At 59.5% G+C, this 14,917-nt stretch carries 15 protein-coding genes; 13 read left to right on the top strand and 2 right to left on the bottom strand.

Annotated elements, in window-relative coordinates:
* The first annotated feature begins 42 nt into the window (after nucleotides 1–42).
* From J2Y56_RS00220 to J2Y56_RS00195, 6 genes are all read left to right on the top strand, one after another.
* Nucleotides 43–357: an SCP2 sterol-binding domain-containing protein gene (locus tag J2Y56_RS00220; RefSeq protein WP_007976511.1), complete on the top strand. Its 315-nt coding sequence runs from the start codon at nucleotides 43–45 to the stop codon at nucleotides 355–357.
* Between the two features lie 295 nt (nucleotides 358–652).
* Complete coding sequence (locus tag J2Y56_RS00215; RefSeq protein ID WP_310348335.1) at nucleotides 653–2,500, top strand: amidohydrolase; 1,848 nt, start codon at nucleotides 653–655, stop codon at nucleotides 2,498–2,500.
* A gap of 297 nt (nucleotides 2,501–2,797) precedes the next feature.
* Nucleotides 2,798–4,528, top strand: coding sequence for a hydrogenase maturation protein (locus J2Y56_RS00210; protein WP_310347746.1), 1,731 nt, complete (start codon nucleotides 2,798–2,800; stop codon nucleotides 4,526–4,528).
* 54 nt (nucleotides 4,529–4,582) lie between these two features.
* Nucleotides 4,583–5,446, top strand: coding sequence for a LysR family transcriptional regulator (locus J2Y56_RS00205; RefSeq protein ID WP_007946489.1), 864 nt, complete (start codon nucleotides 4,583–4,585; stop codon nucleotides 5,444–5,446).
* Between the two features lie 99 nt (nucleotides 5,447–5,545).
* Nucleotides 5,546–6,691: an SRPBCC family protein gene (locus tag J2Y56_RS00200; protein WP_310347743.1), complete on the top strand. Its 1,146-nt coding sequence runs from the start codon at nucleotides 5,546–5,548 to the stop codon at nucleotides 6,689–6,691.
* Nucleotides 6,688–7,779, top strand: coding sequence for an SMP-30/gluconolactonase/LRE family protein (locus tag J2Y56_RS00195; protein WP_310347741.1), 1,092 nt, complete (start codon nucleotides 6,688–6,690; stop codon nucleotides 7,777–7,779). Before J2Y56_RS00200 ends, J2Y56_RS00195 begins: the two co-directional genes overlap by 4 nt.
* 114 nt (nucleotides 7,780–7,893) lie before the next feature.
* Here the strand turns inward: J2Y56_RS00195 and J2Y56_RS00190 are convergent, their stop codons facing one another.
* Both J2Y56_RS00190 and J2Y56_RS00185 read right to left on the bottom strand, forming a co-directional pair.
* Nucleotides 7,894–8,055 carry a hypothetical protein gene (locus tag J2Y56_RS00190; protein WP_310347738.1) on the bottom strand — a complete coding sequence of 54 codons (162 nt, stop codon included), beginning with the start codon at nucleotides 8,053–8,055 and terminating at the stop codon, nucleotides 7,894–7,896.
* Nucleotides 8,056–8,164: 109 nt separating this feature from the next.
* Nucleotides 8,165–8,407, bottom strand: a complete 243-nt coding sequence (locus tag J2Y56_RS00185) for a DUF465 domain-containing protein (RefSeq protein WP_007946484.1) — start codon at nucleotides 8,405–8,407, stop codon at nucleotides 8,165–8,167.
* 218 nt (nucleotides 8,408–8,625) lie between these two features.
* Between J2Y56_RS00185 and J2Y56_RS00180 the strand changes: the two genes are divergently transcribed.
* The 7 genes from J2Y56_RS00180 to J2Y56_RS00150 all read left to right on the top strand — a co-directional run bounded on the left by J2Y56_RS00180 (nucleotide 8,626) and on the right by J2Y56_RS00150 (nucleotide 14,817).
* Nucleotides 8,626–9,147, top strand: coding sequence for a DUF4142 domain-containing protein (locus J2Y56_RS00180; protein ID WP_310347737.1), 522 nt, complete (start codon nucleotides 8,626–8,628; stop codon nucleotides 9,145–9,147).
* A 242-nt stretch (nucleotides 9,148–9,389) separates the two neighbouring features.
* Complete coding sequence (locus J2Y56_RS00175) at nucleotides 9,390–10,241, top strand: STAS domain-containing protein (protein ID WP_310347735.1); 852 nt, start codon at nucleotides 9,390–9,392, stop codon at nucleotides 10,239–10,241.
* 4 nt (nucleotides 10,242–10,245) lie between these two features.
* Nucleotides 10,246–10,608: an STAS domain-containing protein gene (locus J2Y56_RS00170; RefSeq protein WP_007946480.1), complete on the top strand. Its 363-nt coding sequence runs from the start codon at nucleotides 10,246–10,248 to the stop codon at nucleotides 10,606–10,608.
* Nucleotides 10,605–11,009 carry an anti-sigma regulatory factor gene (locus J2Y56_RS00165; protein ID WP_007946479.1) on the top strand — a complete coding sequence of 135 codons (405 nt, stop codon included), beginning with the start codon at nucleotides 10,605–10,607 and terminating at the stop codon, nucleotides 11,007–11,009. The genes J2Y56_RS00170 and J2Y56_RS00165 overlap by 4 nt, the downstream gene beginning before the upstream one ends.
* Nucleotides 11,006–12,016 (top strand): ATP-binding protein, encoded by a 1,011-nt coding sequence (locus J2Y56_RS00160; RefSeq protein WP_310337961.1) that lies wholly within the window; start codon nucleotides 11,006–11,008, stop codon nucleotides 12,014–12,016. The genes J2Y56_RS00165 and J2Y56_RS00160 overlap by 4 nt, the downstream gene beginning before the upstream one ends.
* A complete protein-coding gene (locus J2Y56_RS00155; protein ID WP_310347732.1) occupies nucleotides 12,009–12,884 on the top strand; it encodes an ATP-binding protein in 876 nt (291 codons plus the stop codon). Before J2Y56_RS00160 ends, J2Y56_RS00155 begins: the two co-directional genes overlap by 8 nt.
* Nucleotides 12,874–14,817, top strand: a complete 1,944-nt coding sequence (locus J2Y56_RS00150) for a response regulator (protein ID WP_310347730.1) — start codon at nucleotides 12,874–12,876, stop codon at nucleotides 14,815–14,817. Before J2Y56_RS00155 ends, J2Y56_RS00150 begins: the two co-directional genes overlap by 11 nt.
* Nucleotides 14,818–14,917 lie beyond the last annotated feature (100 nt).

The following is a 14,917-nucleotide window of genomic DNA, read 5'->3' as shown; positions in this document are numbered from 1 at the left end:
CTGTAATTACCCTGCTCTTATTACCCAAGAAAGGATCGAACCATGACCTCCGTAGCTGATGCCGTACAAGCAATGAAAGCCAAGTTCAACCCAGCCGCTGCTGCCGGTCTGGACCTGGTATTCGGTTTCCGCATCGACGACACCAAGAACTTCTCGCTGATCGTCAAAAACAGCACCTGCGAGCTGCAAGAAGGCGAAAACCCTGACGCCCAGGTCACCCTGGTGATGGACGGCGAAACCCTGGAAGGCATCGTTGACGGTTCGACCGACGGCATGCAAGCGTTCATGGGCGGCAAACTGCGCGCTGAAGGCGACATGATGCTGGCGATGAAACTGTCCGAGCTGTTCCCAAGCTAAGACGGCGGTTTCCGACCTTCGGGAACCTGTCTGGCTATCAACGAATCCCGCCCCTTGTGGCGGGATTCGTCGTTTTCGATCCCTGGAAAACGCCCCGCTGCGGATTCACCGTCTATATTCCTTCTGGCCGCATCCATCAGGGATCGGCTGTTTGCCCCCGACTTATTTTGCGTGGAGCACGGCCATGAGCCCACCTGATGCCCCTGACGGTTTCAACCGCCGACGTGTACTGCAAGGCCTTTCGGCAGGTGCTGTCGGTGCCTGGATCAGCCCGCTATTCGCAGGGAGTAAAACCATGCCCGATACTCCGGCCGACCTCATTCTGTACAACGGACGCCTGCACACCGTTGATCGAAAAAAGCCCCAGGCCAGCGCTGTCGCAATCAAGGACGGACGATTTGTCGTGGTCGGCAGCGATGCCCAGGCCATGGCCCTGCAAGGCCCCGGCACGCAAATCGTCGATCTGCACGGTCGCACGGTGATTCCCGGCCTCAATGACTCGCACCTGCATTTGATCCGGGGCGGCCTCAATTACAACCTCGAGCTGCGCTGGGAAGGCGTGCCGTCACTGGTCGATGCCTTGCGCATGCTCAAGGACCAGGCCGATCGCACCCCCACGCCGCAATGGGTGCGGGTGGTCGGTGGCTGGAACGAGTTCCAGTTTGCCGAAAAACGTCTGCCAACCCTTGATGAACTGAACAAAGCGGCGCCGGACACCCCGGTGTTCGTCCTGCACCTCTACGACCGCGCCCTGCTCAACCGCGCGGCACTGAGAGTGGTCGGCTACACCCGCGACACGCCGAACCCGCCCGGTGGCGAAATCCAGCGCGATGCCAATGGCGATCCCACCGGCATGCTGATCGCCCGGCCGAACGCGATGATTCTCTACTCGACCCTCGCCAAGGGGCCCAAATTACCGCTGGAGTATCAGGTCAATTCGACCCGCCAGTTCATGCGCGAACTCAATCGCCTTGGCATCACCAGTGCCATCGATGCCGGCGGCGGTTATCAGAACTATCCCGACGACTATCACGTCATCCAGCAACTGGCCAAAGACCAACAACTCACGGTGCGCATCGCCTACAACCTGTTCACCCAGAAACCCAAGGAGGAGCTGACCGACTTCAAAAACTGGACCAGCACTTCTCACTACGGCCAGGGTGACGATTTCCTGCGGCACAACGGCGCCGGGGAAATGCTGGTGTTCTCGGCGGCGGATTTCGAAGACTTCCTCGAACCGCGCCCGGACTTGCCACAAACCATGGAGCAGGAGCTGGAACCGGTGGTCCGGCATCTGGTGGAACAGCGCTGGCCGTTCCGTTTGCACGCGACGTACAACGAATCCATCAGCCGCATGCTCGACGTGTTCGAGAAGGTTAATCGCGACATTCCGTTTAATGGTCTGCCATGGTTTTTCGACCATGCCGAAACCATTACGCCGCAGAACATCGAAGGGGTAAAAGCCTTGGGCGGTGGCATTGCGATTCAGGACCGCATGGCGTTCCAGGGTGAATACTTCGTCGACCGTTATGGCGCCAAGGCGGCGGAACATACGCCTCCGATTGCGCGCATGTTGGCCGAAGGAATTCCGGTCGGCGCCGGCACCGACGCCACGCGCGTTTCCAGCTACAACCCCTGGACCTCGATGTATTGGCTGGTCAGCGGCCGCACCGTCGGCGGATTGGAGCTGTACCCGCAAGGCCTGAGCCGCGATACGGCGCTCGAACTGTTCACCCATGGCAGCGCCTGGTTCTCTTCGGAACAAGGCAAGAAGGGTCAAATCAAAGTCGGGCAATTGGCGGATTTGATCGCGCTGTCGGCAGACTATTTCCACATCGAAGATGAGGCGATCAAATGGATCGAGTCGGTGCTGACCATTGTCGACGGCAAAATTGTGCATGCCACCAGTGAGTTCGAAAAACTTGGGCCTGCGCCCATTCCTGTGGTGCCTGAGTGGTCACCGGTCGCCAAGGTGCCGGGACACTGGAAACATCTGACGCCGATGACTGCGCAGGTGCACCAGTGTGTTGGTGCCTGCGCGGTACATGCGCACAGTCATGAGCGGGCCCGGTTGTCCTCAGCGCCGGTCAGTGACTTCCAGGGATTTTGGGGGGCGTTTGGTTGTTCGTGTTTTGCGTTTTGATCAATGACCTCGCCTACATCGGCAATCCTCTGTGGGCCCTGCTCGCGATAGCGGTCTGAGATTCAACATTGATGTTGACTGACACACCATCGCGAGCAGGCTCGCTCCCACAGTTGTTTGCCACCCTGACATCGCAAACAGTTCTAAAGAACTGTCAGTTCTTACAGGCGCCAGTGCAAGCACTCTAGTTTTACTCTTCCAGGTAACAAACAAGCAGCGGGAATGGCGCGCTGCATCGAACGCCATGGACGGCTGATTCGAGGCCAATGGCTGAACATTCTCAAGGAAGAGTCAAACATGCGACCTCTCAACATTATTTTGTTGTGTTCGGCGTTCAATGGCCTGAGCCAACGGGCTTGGCTGGAGTTACGCCAGTGGGGGCATTGCCCCAGTGTCGTGCTGTTCACCGATGAAAAATCAGTCTGCGAGCAGATTGAGCAGTCTGGCGCCGATCTGGTGATCTGCCCGTTTCTCAAGGACCGGGTGCCGCAGCACGTGTGGAACAACGCGGAACGACCCGTTGTGATTATTCATCCGGGCATTGTTGGTGACCGTGGCGCCAGCGCACTGGACTGGGCCATTATCGGTAAGCTGGACCGCTGGGGCGTCACCGCGCTGCAAGCGGTGGAAGAAATGGACGCCGGGCCGGTCTGGTCTACCTGCGAATTCAACCTGCCCCAGGGCCTGCGCAAATCCGAGTTGTACAACGGACCGGTCAGCGATGCGGCGATCCATTGCATTCGCGATGTCGTGGACAAATTCACCAACGGTTTCGTGCCCGTATCGGTGGATTATAAAAATCCCTCTGTATTGGGCCGCTTGCAGCCGAACATGAAGCAGGATGATCGGACCTTCGGTTGGCACGACTGCTCGCGTTTCATCAAACGCTGCATCGACGCCGCCGACGGACAGCCCGGTGTTTTGGCAAGCCTGGCAGGTGGTCAGTACTACGTGTACGACGCCCATCTGGATTCACGTAGCGGCACACCTGGGGAGATTCTGGCGGTGCTCGACGAAGCAGTGCTGGTCGCCACCGGGGATAGCAGTGTGTGGATCGGCTCGTTGCGAAGCAAACCCCGGCCCGGCGAAGAAACCTTCAAACGCCCCGCCCGGCATGTCCTCGCCGAAAAGTTGCGTGATGTGCCCAGACTCGACGGATCAATCAGCTCAACCCCATACAACACTCAAACCTATCAACCGATCCGCTATCGAGAATGCGGGCATGTCGGCGAGCTGACTTTCGAGTTTTATAACGGCTCCATGAGCACTGAACAATGCCGGCGCCTGATGGCCTCGCTGCAATGGGCCAAGTCCCGCGACACCCAAGTGCTGTTGATTAAGGGGGGGCGCGGCAGTTTCTCCAACGGCGTGGACCTCAACGTGATCCAGGCCGCCACGGTTCCGGAGCAGGAGGCCTGGGCCAATATCCAAGCGATCGACGACGTCTGTCAGGAGTTACTCAGCGCCCGGCAATTGGTAATCAGCGGCCTGACCGGTAGTGCCGGAGCCGGCGGCGTGATGCTGGCGCTGGCTGCTGACATAGTCTTCGCCCGCGCGGACATCGTACTCAACCCGCATTACAAAACCATGGGGTTGTACGGCTCTGAATACTGGACCTACAGCCTGCCCCGCGCCGTCGGCCGGCAGATGGCGGAAAAACTCACCGAGGAGTGCCTGCCGATCAGCGTCATCCAGGCAATGCAATGGGGCATGGTCCAGGAAATCGGTCCACATTCCCCGCAAGCGTTTGGCGTGTGGTTATTGCAACGGGCGAGCGACGCGTTGACCGACCCGGCGTACGCCGCTGTGCGAGAGCGCAAGCATCGACCCGATACCCGTCTCATGCAGCAATGCAGAGACGCCGAGTTGGCGGAGATGGAACGGGACATGGTGCGCAATCGCAAACAGTTCGCCGAGAAGTGCCGTAACTTTGTCTTCAAGCGCAAACCGTATGAGACACCGGTGCGATTGGTGGCGCAGTGGGCACAGCTGCGCAGCCAGTCTCAGCCTTCGGTAGCGGCTACCTAAGCTGACCATCGCGTATCCGTTTACAATGCCGTCACTTCCCGCACCGGCTTTCCCATGGACATCGACCTCGCCCGCACCTTTCTGGAAATCGTCCGCCACGGCAGCCTGGCAGCAGCGGCCGACAAGCTTCATGTCACCCAAACCGCGATCACCGCTCGCGTGCAGAAACTTGAAAGCCATCTCGGCAGCACGCTGTTCGTGCGCAACCGCGCCGGCGCGCGTCTGACGCCCAATGGCGAAGCCTTCGTGGTGTACGCTAATCAACTGGTCGAGACCTGGGAAGCGGCGCGTCGGGATTTGCCGTTGCCCGAGGGTTACCGCGATGTGCTGCACATCGGTGGCGAGGTCAGCCTGTGCAATCCGTTGATGCTCCGCTGGGCCGGCGAACTACGCGAGAAAATTCCCAGCCACGCCCTGCGCATGGACATCCGCGACGGCGAACACCTCTTGCGACAACTGGAGCTGGGTGTGCTCGATGCGGCGCTGGTTTATCAGCCGGAATACTGGCCACGCCTGCAAGTCGAGCAGGTGCTGGAAGAAAAACTGGTGCTGGTGCGATTGGTCGGCAAACCCGATCCTTACGTGTACATCGACTGGGGCGCGGGTTTCCGTCGCCAGCACGATGCAGCCCTGCCGGAAAAAGCCAAAGCCGCGTTGAGTTTCAACCTCGGCCCACTCGGTTTGCAGTACATCCTGGAAAACGGCGGTAGTGGTTACTTCCGCACGCGCGTGGTCCAGAGTTATGTGCAAAGCGGTGTACTGGAACCCGTGCCCAAGGCCCCGGAATTCAGCTATCCGACCTACCTGGTGTACTCGCGCGATCGCGACTCGGTCACTCTGCAACGGGCATTCGATTTATTGCGAGAGGTGATCCAGTCTGATGAAGACTGGTCGCAACGCTGGAACCCGTTGAGCTGAACACACCGGATCATGGCGCTTGTGTCCTCTAGTTGCCGCAGGTCTTTGCGGGGAGTTCAGCTAATCTGCTGGCTATAACAATAACCAGAGGTGAGCGCAGTGAGGCAAACCACCCAGGCATTCCGTAGCCGCTATCGCGCCGATATTTATCCCCTCTACAACCCATGGTTGCACGGCGCTTTTGTGCTGGTGTTCGGGGTGCTGACCATCGGCGGATTCTGGAGCACCGTGCATCAGGTCAAGCCGCTGGAATGGCTGGCCGTGCCAATCACGCTGTTGTTCTTCAACTTCGGCGTGTACATGGTGCATCGACATCTGGGGCATCACAAAAAGCGCTTCGCGCGGATGTTCTACGCCCGCCATGCCGGCGACCATCACAGCTTTTTCGCACCCGGTCACATGACCTACGACAGCGCCCGGGACTGGCGGGTGATTCTGTTTCCAGCCTGGCTGATCGTGGTGTACACCGCCGTTATTGCCCTGCCCCTTTGGTGGGTGATTGATCAGTTCAATACCAACGTCGCCGGCCTGGTGGGTGGCTGTCTTGTCCTCGGCTACCTGACCTATGAAGTGTTTCATGCCTGCGAGCACCTGCCGCCCGGCAACCCGGTCACGCGTTTGCCGTGGATTCGCCAGATGCGCCGTCTGCATGAGCTGCATCACCGCAACGAGCTGATGCAGGAACGCAATTTCAACATCGTGCTTCCGCTGATGGATTACCTGTTCGGCACCCTTTACCGGGAACCGGACCCTGCCCCTCTGGCCCTGACGAGAACGCCCATGACCCGCATGCAGCACCAGATCGCTATCGCAGGAAACCCGATTGACGTGCTCGCCTACGCCAGCACCGTCACCCGTTGGCCGGAGTGGCATCCCTCCTCACTCAAGGTTGACGGTCAGGGCGGCCCATTGCACGCCGGTTCACGATTTGAGGAAGACATCAGGGCCGGCGGCCGCGACGGGCACTTGAGTTGGGAGGTCAACGAATACCTGCCGGGGCGTCGTTGGAGTGCCCAGGCACGGGGCGATCACGGGTTGTCGCTGGTGGTGACTTACGAATGTGCGACCGAAGGCAACGGCACGCAATTTATTCGCACCCTGGACTATCAGTTCGAAGGTTTTGGCATGCGCATTGCCAATCAGCTGCTGCTCAAACGGCGTATCGAGCGTGAATCCGCCGAATCGATGCGGGCCTTGCGGGAGATGGCGCAAAAACAACTGACACCTGCCGGAGCCAACGTGTGAAAAGAATCATCAAGTTCCGACATCTACTGGCCCTGCTCTTGATCGCTCTTTGCGCGTTCCTGTTGCTGTTCCCGACCAAAGTGGAACCGGTCACCTGGAATCCGCCACCGGCGCCGTCCCTCACCAGCGGTGTCTACGCCGACAATCAGCGCCTCAAAGGCGTGGAGCGTGTCGGCCCGGCGAATATTGAAGGACCCGAAGCGTTGTTGCTGGAGGGTGACACGCTGATCACCGGCCTGCATGACGGCAGGTTGATTCGCTCGAGCATCGACGGCAAACAAACCAAGGTGCTGGCCGATACCGGCGGCAGACCCTTGGGCCTGGCGCGTCACCCCAATGGATTGCTGGTGATCGCGGACGGGGTTAAAGGGCTGCTGTCGCTGGATGCCCAAGGCCAATTGATCCCGTTGACCACCACGGCAGGTGGCGTGCCGTTTGGTTTTACCGATGACGTGGCCATCGACACAGAGGGGCATTTCGCCTATTTCAGCGACGCCTCCAGCCGTTGGGGCTACGGCAAGGATGGCGAGGCGATCATTGAACATGGCGGCGATGGCCGTTTATTGCGTTATGACTTCCAGACCGGAAAAACCAGCGTGTTGCTGGACAAGCTGGAGTTCGCCAACGGCGTTACCCTGGGGCCGGACGACAGTTTTGTATTGGTCAACGAAACCGGCGCTTACCGCATCAGCCGCTATTGGTTGACCGGGCCGAAAGCCGGCACGCACGACCTGTTTATCGACAACTTGCCGGGGCTGCCGGACAACCTTTCATTCAATGGCCACGACCGCTACTGGGTGGCGCTCTATGCACCGCGCAATGCGTTGCTCGACCGCACGGCATCGCACCCTTTCGTGCGCAAGATGATTGCCCGGGCGATGACCGTGCTGCCTAAACCGGTGGAAAAACGCGCCTTTGCCTTGGGGCTGGATCTGGATGGCAAGGTGATTGCCAATCTGCAGGACGCCAGCAGCGGCAATTATTCGCCGATTACCACGGTGCGGGAGTATGGGGACTGGCTGTATTTCGGTTCGCTGAAGGCAATGAACATGGCGCGGTTGCCGCTCACTACCGCCCTCCAGAAATAACACGAACCCATGTGGGAGCGAGCCTGCTCGCGATAGCGTCGTGTCAGTCGATATGAATGTCGAATGACACGACGCTCACTCGAGCAGGCTCACTCCTAAAGGGGGATGTGTGGGTTATTCGCGATCAGCGTTGTCAGCTGTTTCTTTATTCACGCGCTCAGGGTCGTCATCTTCAGGATCCGGTTCGGGTTCGATGTCGTACGGGTCGGGCTCAGGACCAGTGGGCATCGGGTCATACCCGCCCTCCTGTTCACTCGGAAATCCGGGATCAGACATAAGGCACCTCTCAGGGAGTCATTAATGATGACTCTTCACATTCGAGGTGCCGGTGATTACGCCGTTCCAAATTGTGCGACACCGGTCGTCGGTGGCTCGAGACGGCGCGTCAGGACGATGCCTGCAATTGTTGGACGATCTTGTCCTTGACCTGCAATCGCTTCTCCTTGAGCTTCTTCAACACATCATCACTGGGCGCATCGGATGACGCGGTCTCGGCCTTCACCACGTCAGCATCCGCCTGGGAATATTTGTTGATCAGTGAATCCAGTAACGGATCCTTGGTGCGTTTTTGCTGGATCTCTTCCTTTGAAACCTTCAAGTCCTGAAACAGGTCATGGGGCACCGGCATGGAACACCTCCGTTTGATGATCGGTAGCAAACGCGATCGAATTGCGTTCACCAAGTATCAGAATGGCCTTGGTTTGAGGGTTCTGTCGACCACCTGTCAGACCAGCGGTGTCCGTTCGTCGTCCTGTCGCAAATGCGATAAAACCTTTGCCCAAAACCCGGCCTCCACAGATTAACGATCACTGGATCACTTTCAAAAACCTGTGTGGAGAAAAACCAATGGACGGATTCACCCTGCGCCACCTCGCCCTGGCCGTTGCCTTGAGCGCCAGCATGGGCACGGCATTTGCCGCCACTAACAATGATTTCGTCGACAGTGCGGCCGCAGGCGGCATTGCAGAGATCGAAACCAGCCGTTTAGCGCTGGAAAAAAGCAAGTCGGCGGACGTCAAGGCGTTTGCCAATATGATGATCACCGATCATTCGAAGGCCAACGACGAACTGGCCGCCCTGGCGAAAAAGCATGACATCAAGGTGCCGGACAGCACGACCCTGGTCAAACAAGCCAAGGAGCAAATTCTCGACATGCGCGATGAATCCTTCGATGCGGCCTATGCGAACAATCAGGTCAAAGCCCACGAAGACACCATTGAGCTGTTCAAAAAAGAAGCCAATACCGTGACGGACGACAAGGAGAAAGGCGCCACCGCGTTAAAAGGCTTTGCCCAGCAAATGCTGCCCGCCCTTGAGAAGCACCTGGCCATGGCGAAAAAGCTCCAGGCCGCCCACCCTGATAAATGACTCACCTGGAAGACCGCTGATGCGGTCTTCTTTTTAGCTGCTTGAATGGTCCTGGCCTCCCCCGATTCTCAGCCAAAAAATCGCCGCTTAAGGCAGCGCCGACTAGAGTTACCGGGCTACTTACGGTCGTAATGAAAATAACCTGCGCGAAACGCACAACTATTTCATTCGGCAAAGGTCACTGACTTCACGCCGGTCGTTTTCAATGGAACCGGGAAAGACTCATTCAGGAGCACATGGACATGGCAGCACTGCAAATCAGCACACTCGATGCGATGAAAAATAACCAAGCGCAACTGCTCAACGAATGGATCAAGGGCCTGGAAGCCAATGGTGCTACTCGCAATCTCAAAGAACAGGAACTCAAGCAGCAAACCGCAGAGTTCCTGCACCTGGTGGTCAGTGGGCTGGAAAACGGCAACGGGCCAAATGTCTCTGCGCCAGGCTGGGATGAAGCGCGCCAGTTCCTTGAAAAGCTCTCTCACAGCCGCGCCTTGCTCGGCCAGGACTCGCACCAGACCGCCAGCTTCATCTTTTCGCTCAAAGGCCCACTGTTTGGCCTGCTGCAAAACCATTACAAAGACAGTCCAGCGGTGCTCGGCGAGCAGCTCTGGGAAGTGTCTGAACTGCTCGATGCGCTGGGCATGCACACCATCCGCACCTTCCAGAAATCTCGCGAAGCGGTGATCAAGCGCCAGCAAGAAGAACTGCTGGAACTCTCCACGCCGGTGGTCAAACTGTGGGACGGCGTTCTTGCGCTGCCGATGATCGGGACCCTGGACTCGCAACGCACCCAGGTCGTGATGGAATCGCTGCTGCAACGGATCGTCGATACCGGCTCGGAAATCGCCATTATCGACATCACCGGCGTGCCGACCGTCGACACCCTGGTGGCTCAACACCTGCTCAAGACCGTGACCGCCATTCGCCTGATGGGTGCTGACTGCATTATCAGCGGCGTGCGTCCGCAGATCGCCCAGACCATCGTGCACCTGGGCCTGGACCTGCAAGGCGTGGTCACCAAGGCCAATCTGGCCGATGCCCTGAAACTGGCCCTGACCCGCCTGGGAATCACCGTCAGCAAGACGGTATAAGCCCATGGATAGAATTCCTATTCTGCAGATGGGCGACTTTCTGCTGGTGACCATTCAGGTCGACATGCACGACCAACTCGCCCTGACCCTTCAGGACGATCTGTCCGAGCGCATCAGCAACACCTCGGCGCGCGGTGTGTTGATCGATATTTCCGCACTGGACATGGTCGATTCGTTCATTGGCCGGATGATCGGCACCATTTCCGGCCTGTCTAAAATCATGGACGCCGAAACCGTGCTGGTGGGCATGCAACCGGCCGTGGCGATCACCCTCGTCGAACTGGGCCTGACCCTGCCCGGCGTCAGCACGGCGTTGAACGTCGAGCGCGGAATGAAACTGCTGCATGAACGAGTACGCGAGCAATGACCCTGCGCAGCAGCGGTACTCACCCGATTCACATTGAGCAGGACGTGGTCATGGCCCGCCAGACCGCACGCAAGCTGGCCACCGAGTGCGGTATGCGCCTGATCGACCTGACCAAACTGGTGACCGCCGTCAGCGAGCTGGCGCGCAACACCATGGTTTATGGCGGTGGCGGTGACATGGATTGGCAGATCCTCGACGAAAACTCGCGAGTGGGTTTGCGCCTGACCTTTCGCGACGAAGGTCCGGGCATTCCCGACATCAAACTGGCGATGACCGACGGCTGGACCTCCGGCAGCGGCCTGGGCCTGGGCTTGACCGGTGCCAAGCGTCTCGTGGATGAATTCGAACTGGATACCGCGCCCGGCCAAGGCACTCGCATAACGATCACCCGATGGACATGAACATTACCGGCACCCTGACCGACGTCCTGTTGATCGAAGACAGCAGCCAGATCGGCCATGCCCGGCGCACCGCGCAGAAACTCGCTGAACACATCGGCTTCGACGCTACCGATGCCGGGCGTGTGGCGCTGGTGGCCACAGAGCTGGCGAGCAACGTGCTCAAGCATGCCACCCGAGGCGAACTGCACCTGCGGACTCTACCGTTTGAAAACGGTCACGGGATCGAGATGCTGGCGGTGGATCGCGCGCAGGGCTTTGATTTGCAGGCGTGCCTGGCGGACGGTTTTTCCACGGGTGGCACTCAAGGCATTGGCCTGGGTGCGGTGTCACGGCAGACCGACGTGTTCGATGTGTATGCCGATTCCCGGGGCGCCGTGCTGTTGGCCCGCTTGTATCCGCGCACCCACAAGGTTACGGACCTGCGACTGGGCGTCAGCCAGCACTCGCTGGCCCGCGATCCGGCGTGTGGCGATGTCTGGCACCTGGCGATTGACGGGCAGCACCTCAGTGCCTTGGTGATCGACGGCCTGGGCCACGGCGAAGACGCCGAGCACGCCGCCCGCGCCGGCGAAAAAGCCTTTGCGCGAACGCCGTTCGCTTCCCCAGTGCTCCTGCTCGAAGACATTCACCAGGCCATGATCGGCACCCGCGGAGGCGCGTTGGCGGTTGCGCAGTTCGATGCGCATCGCGACAAACTGACGTTCACCGGTATCGGCAACATCGGCGCCAGCCTGATCGCCCCCGACAAATCCCGTGGCCTGGCGTCCCATCCCGGCATCGTTGGCGGGCAATATCGAAAAGCCCAACCCTTTGACTATGCTCACGTGAACGGACATCTATTGATCATGTACAGCGACGGCTTGCAGTCCCGATGGAACTTGCACGACTACCCTGGCCTGGTGCACCGTCATCCTGCCGTGATAGCCGCCGTCCTGCACCGCGATTTCTGTCGCGGCCGGGACGATGTGACGGTATTGGTCGTTGCCCTGGAGGCCGCCCATGGCTGAGACACCCTCGCTCGCACCGGACGACCCCTCGGCACTGATTGCACGCTTGCAGAGTGAAACCGCAGCCCTGCGCGAAGAGCTTGATGAAACCAATCAGGGCGTGCTCGCGTTGTACGCAGAACTCGACAACCAGGCCGAAGAACTGCGACAGGCCTCGGACCTCAAAAGCCGTTTCCTGTCGTACATGAGCCACGAGTTTCGCACGCCACTGGGCTCTATCCTGAGCATTGCCAGCCTGCTCAGTGATGAACTCGACGGCCCGCTCAGCCCCGAGCAACACAAACAGGTCACTTTCGTCAGCACCGCCGCGCGGGAGTTGAGCGACATGGTCGACGACTTGCTCGACCTGGCGAAAATCGAGGCCGGGCGCATCAGCATTTCACCGGCCTGGTTCGACATGCTGGACTTGTTCGCAGCCCTGCGCGGCATGTTTCGCCCAATTGTCGACGCAAGCGCCGTGGATCTGATCTTCGAAGAACCGATGGGCTTGCCGCGTTTGTTCACCGACGACAAGAAACTCGCTCAGATCCTGCGCAACTTCATCGCCAATTCGCTGAAGTTCACCACGCGCGGTGAGGTGCGGGTGTCCGCCCGGCTCGAAGGCACGGACTTCGTGCGTTTTGCCGTCAGCGACACCGGAATTGGTATCGCTGCCGAGCTACATGGCGCATTGTTTGAGGACTTCTCCCAAGTCGATTCGCCCTTGCAAAAGCGCTTGCGCGGCACCGGCCTGGGATTGTCATTGTGCAAACGCTTCGCCGCATTGCTGGGGGGCGAAGTCGGGGTCGAGAGTACACCGGGGGTCGGTTCGACCTTTTTCGTGATCATCCCGCTGGCCATAGCCATGGAGCCTGCCGATGAAACGTGACATCCGCCTGCTGATCGTCGACGACAACGTTGCGACGCGCTACGCCCTGCGCCGGCGCCTGGAGTCTCACGGGTACACCGTGCTCGAAGCCGGGACCGGCGGTGATGGCCTGGCGCTGATCGACAGCGAATCGATCGACGCGCTGATACTGGACGTCAACCTGCCGGACATGAGCGGTTTCGACATCGTGCGCAAGCTGCGTTCCGAGCCTTCCACCGCCCTGTTGCCGGTTATTCACGTGTCGGCTGCCTCGATCCAGACCGGCGACATCATCACGGGCCTGGACGCCGGCGCGGACGCCTACCTGATCCACCCCGTGGACCCGGACGTATTGCTGGCGACCCTGCGCACTTTGCTGCGAGTGCGCGACACCGAAAACGCCCTGCGCGAAAGCGAGGCGCGGTTTCGCGAGATTTTCGTCAATGTGTCGGCGCCCATCGCGGTGCTGGATGCCGATTTCAAAGTGCACGAATGCAACCACGCTTTCTCCCGGTTGATTCTGGACAACGTCGACCCGGACACCCTGGGTGAATGCTTCGCCGAAGACCAGGACGCGGTGATCGAGGAACTGCGCCTGCGTCTGCTCGCGGGCGAGCGCTGGAAAGGCATTTTGAACATGCGGGTGGAGGGGGAGCTACGGGAAACCGAGTGGCAGATTTCACCCTATCGCACACCGGGACTGAGCCTGGTATTTGTCGAAGACGTCACTGAACACCGCCACCGCGAGCGCTCGCACCTGGCCCGACTCGACGACGCCACCTCGCAGCTGGAACGTGAAATCGCCGAGCGCGTGCGCACCGAAGCCCAGTTGCTGCAAGTGCAGAAAATGGATGCGCTGGGCAAGTTGACCGGCGGCATTGCCCATGACTTCAACAACCTGCTGACCGGCATCATCACCAGCCTGGAATTGATCCAGAAACGCGTTGCCGACGCACGCACTGACAAGGTTCAGTTCTACGCCGACGCGGCGTTGAACTCGGCCATGAGCGCCGCCGCGCTGACCCATCGTTTGCTGGCCTTCGCCCGCCAACAACCGCTCGATACGCGGCCAGTGGACATCAACGAACACATCCGTTCCCTCGAAGAATTGCTGGTGCGTACCATCGGCGAACACATCGCCCTGAAGCTCGAACTGACCTCCAAAGCCGCGATTGCGCTGGTTGACCCGATCCAGCTGGAAAGCGCGGTGCTCAACCTGGTGATCAACGCCCGCGATGCCTTGCCGCAGGGCGGGAATATCTGGGTCAGCACTTACGCGGCGTATTCCCACGGCGACCTGAAACTGGCGGATGGCGCCTACGTCGCGCTGTCGGTACGCGATGACGGAACCGGTATCGAGCACAGTGTGATCGACAAGGTGTTTGACCCGTTTTTCACCACCAAACCGCTGGGCCAGGGCACGGGCCTGGGGCTGTCGAGCATTTACGGGTTCGCCCGGCAATCGGGGGGCGATGCGCATATCCGCAGCGTTGCCCGACGCGGTACCGAAGTCACCATCATGCTGCCGGCCAGTTCGGACCCGACCACGGCTGATGTGGTCTCAGAGGCGACGAACCAACAAGGCTCGGGCGAGCATGTGTTGATTGTCGAGGACATGCCGTCGGTACGCATGTTCGTCGCCGAGGTCCTGGTGGATGCCGGTTATCGCTGCACCCAGGCGGGTGACATCGAAGCCGCCCTTGAGCGCCTGCAAAACGATCCGTCGATTGATCTGATGCTGACGGACGTTGGCCTGCCGCGCATGAATGGCCGCGAACTGGCAGATGTCGCCCGAGGGTGGCGTGAAGGATTACCAATCCTGTTCATGACCGGCTATGCAGAAAACGCGATCAATCGGCAGGTGTTTTTGGGGGATGGCATGGAGATGCTGATCAAGCCGTTTCAGATTAGTGAGCTGCTGGACAAGGTCCGACGCACTTTGGACTGCGCCTGACAGACCGCTATCGTCGGAACGCCGCCCGGACCAAGCCCGCTCCCACAATGGGCAGCGCAATCCCTGTGGGAGCGGGCTTGCCCGCGATGAGGCCAGTAAA

Source organism: Pseudomonas sp. BE134, from assembly GCF_031456105.1.
Taxonomy (GTDB): domain Bacteria; phylum Pseudomonadota; class Gammaproteobacteria; order Pseudomonadales; family Pseudomonadaceae; genus Aquipseudomonas.
This window is presented reverse-complemented; position numbering and strand designations above follow the sequence as displayed.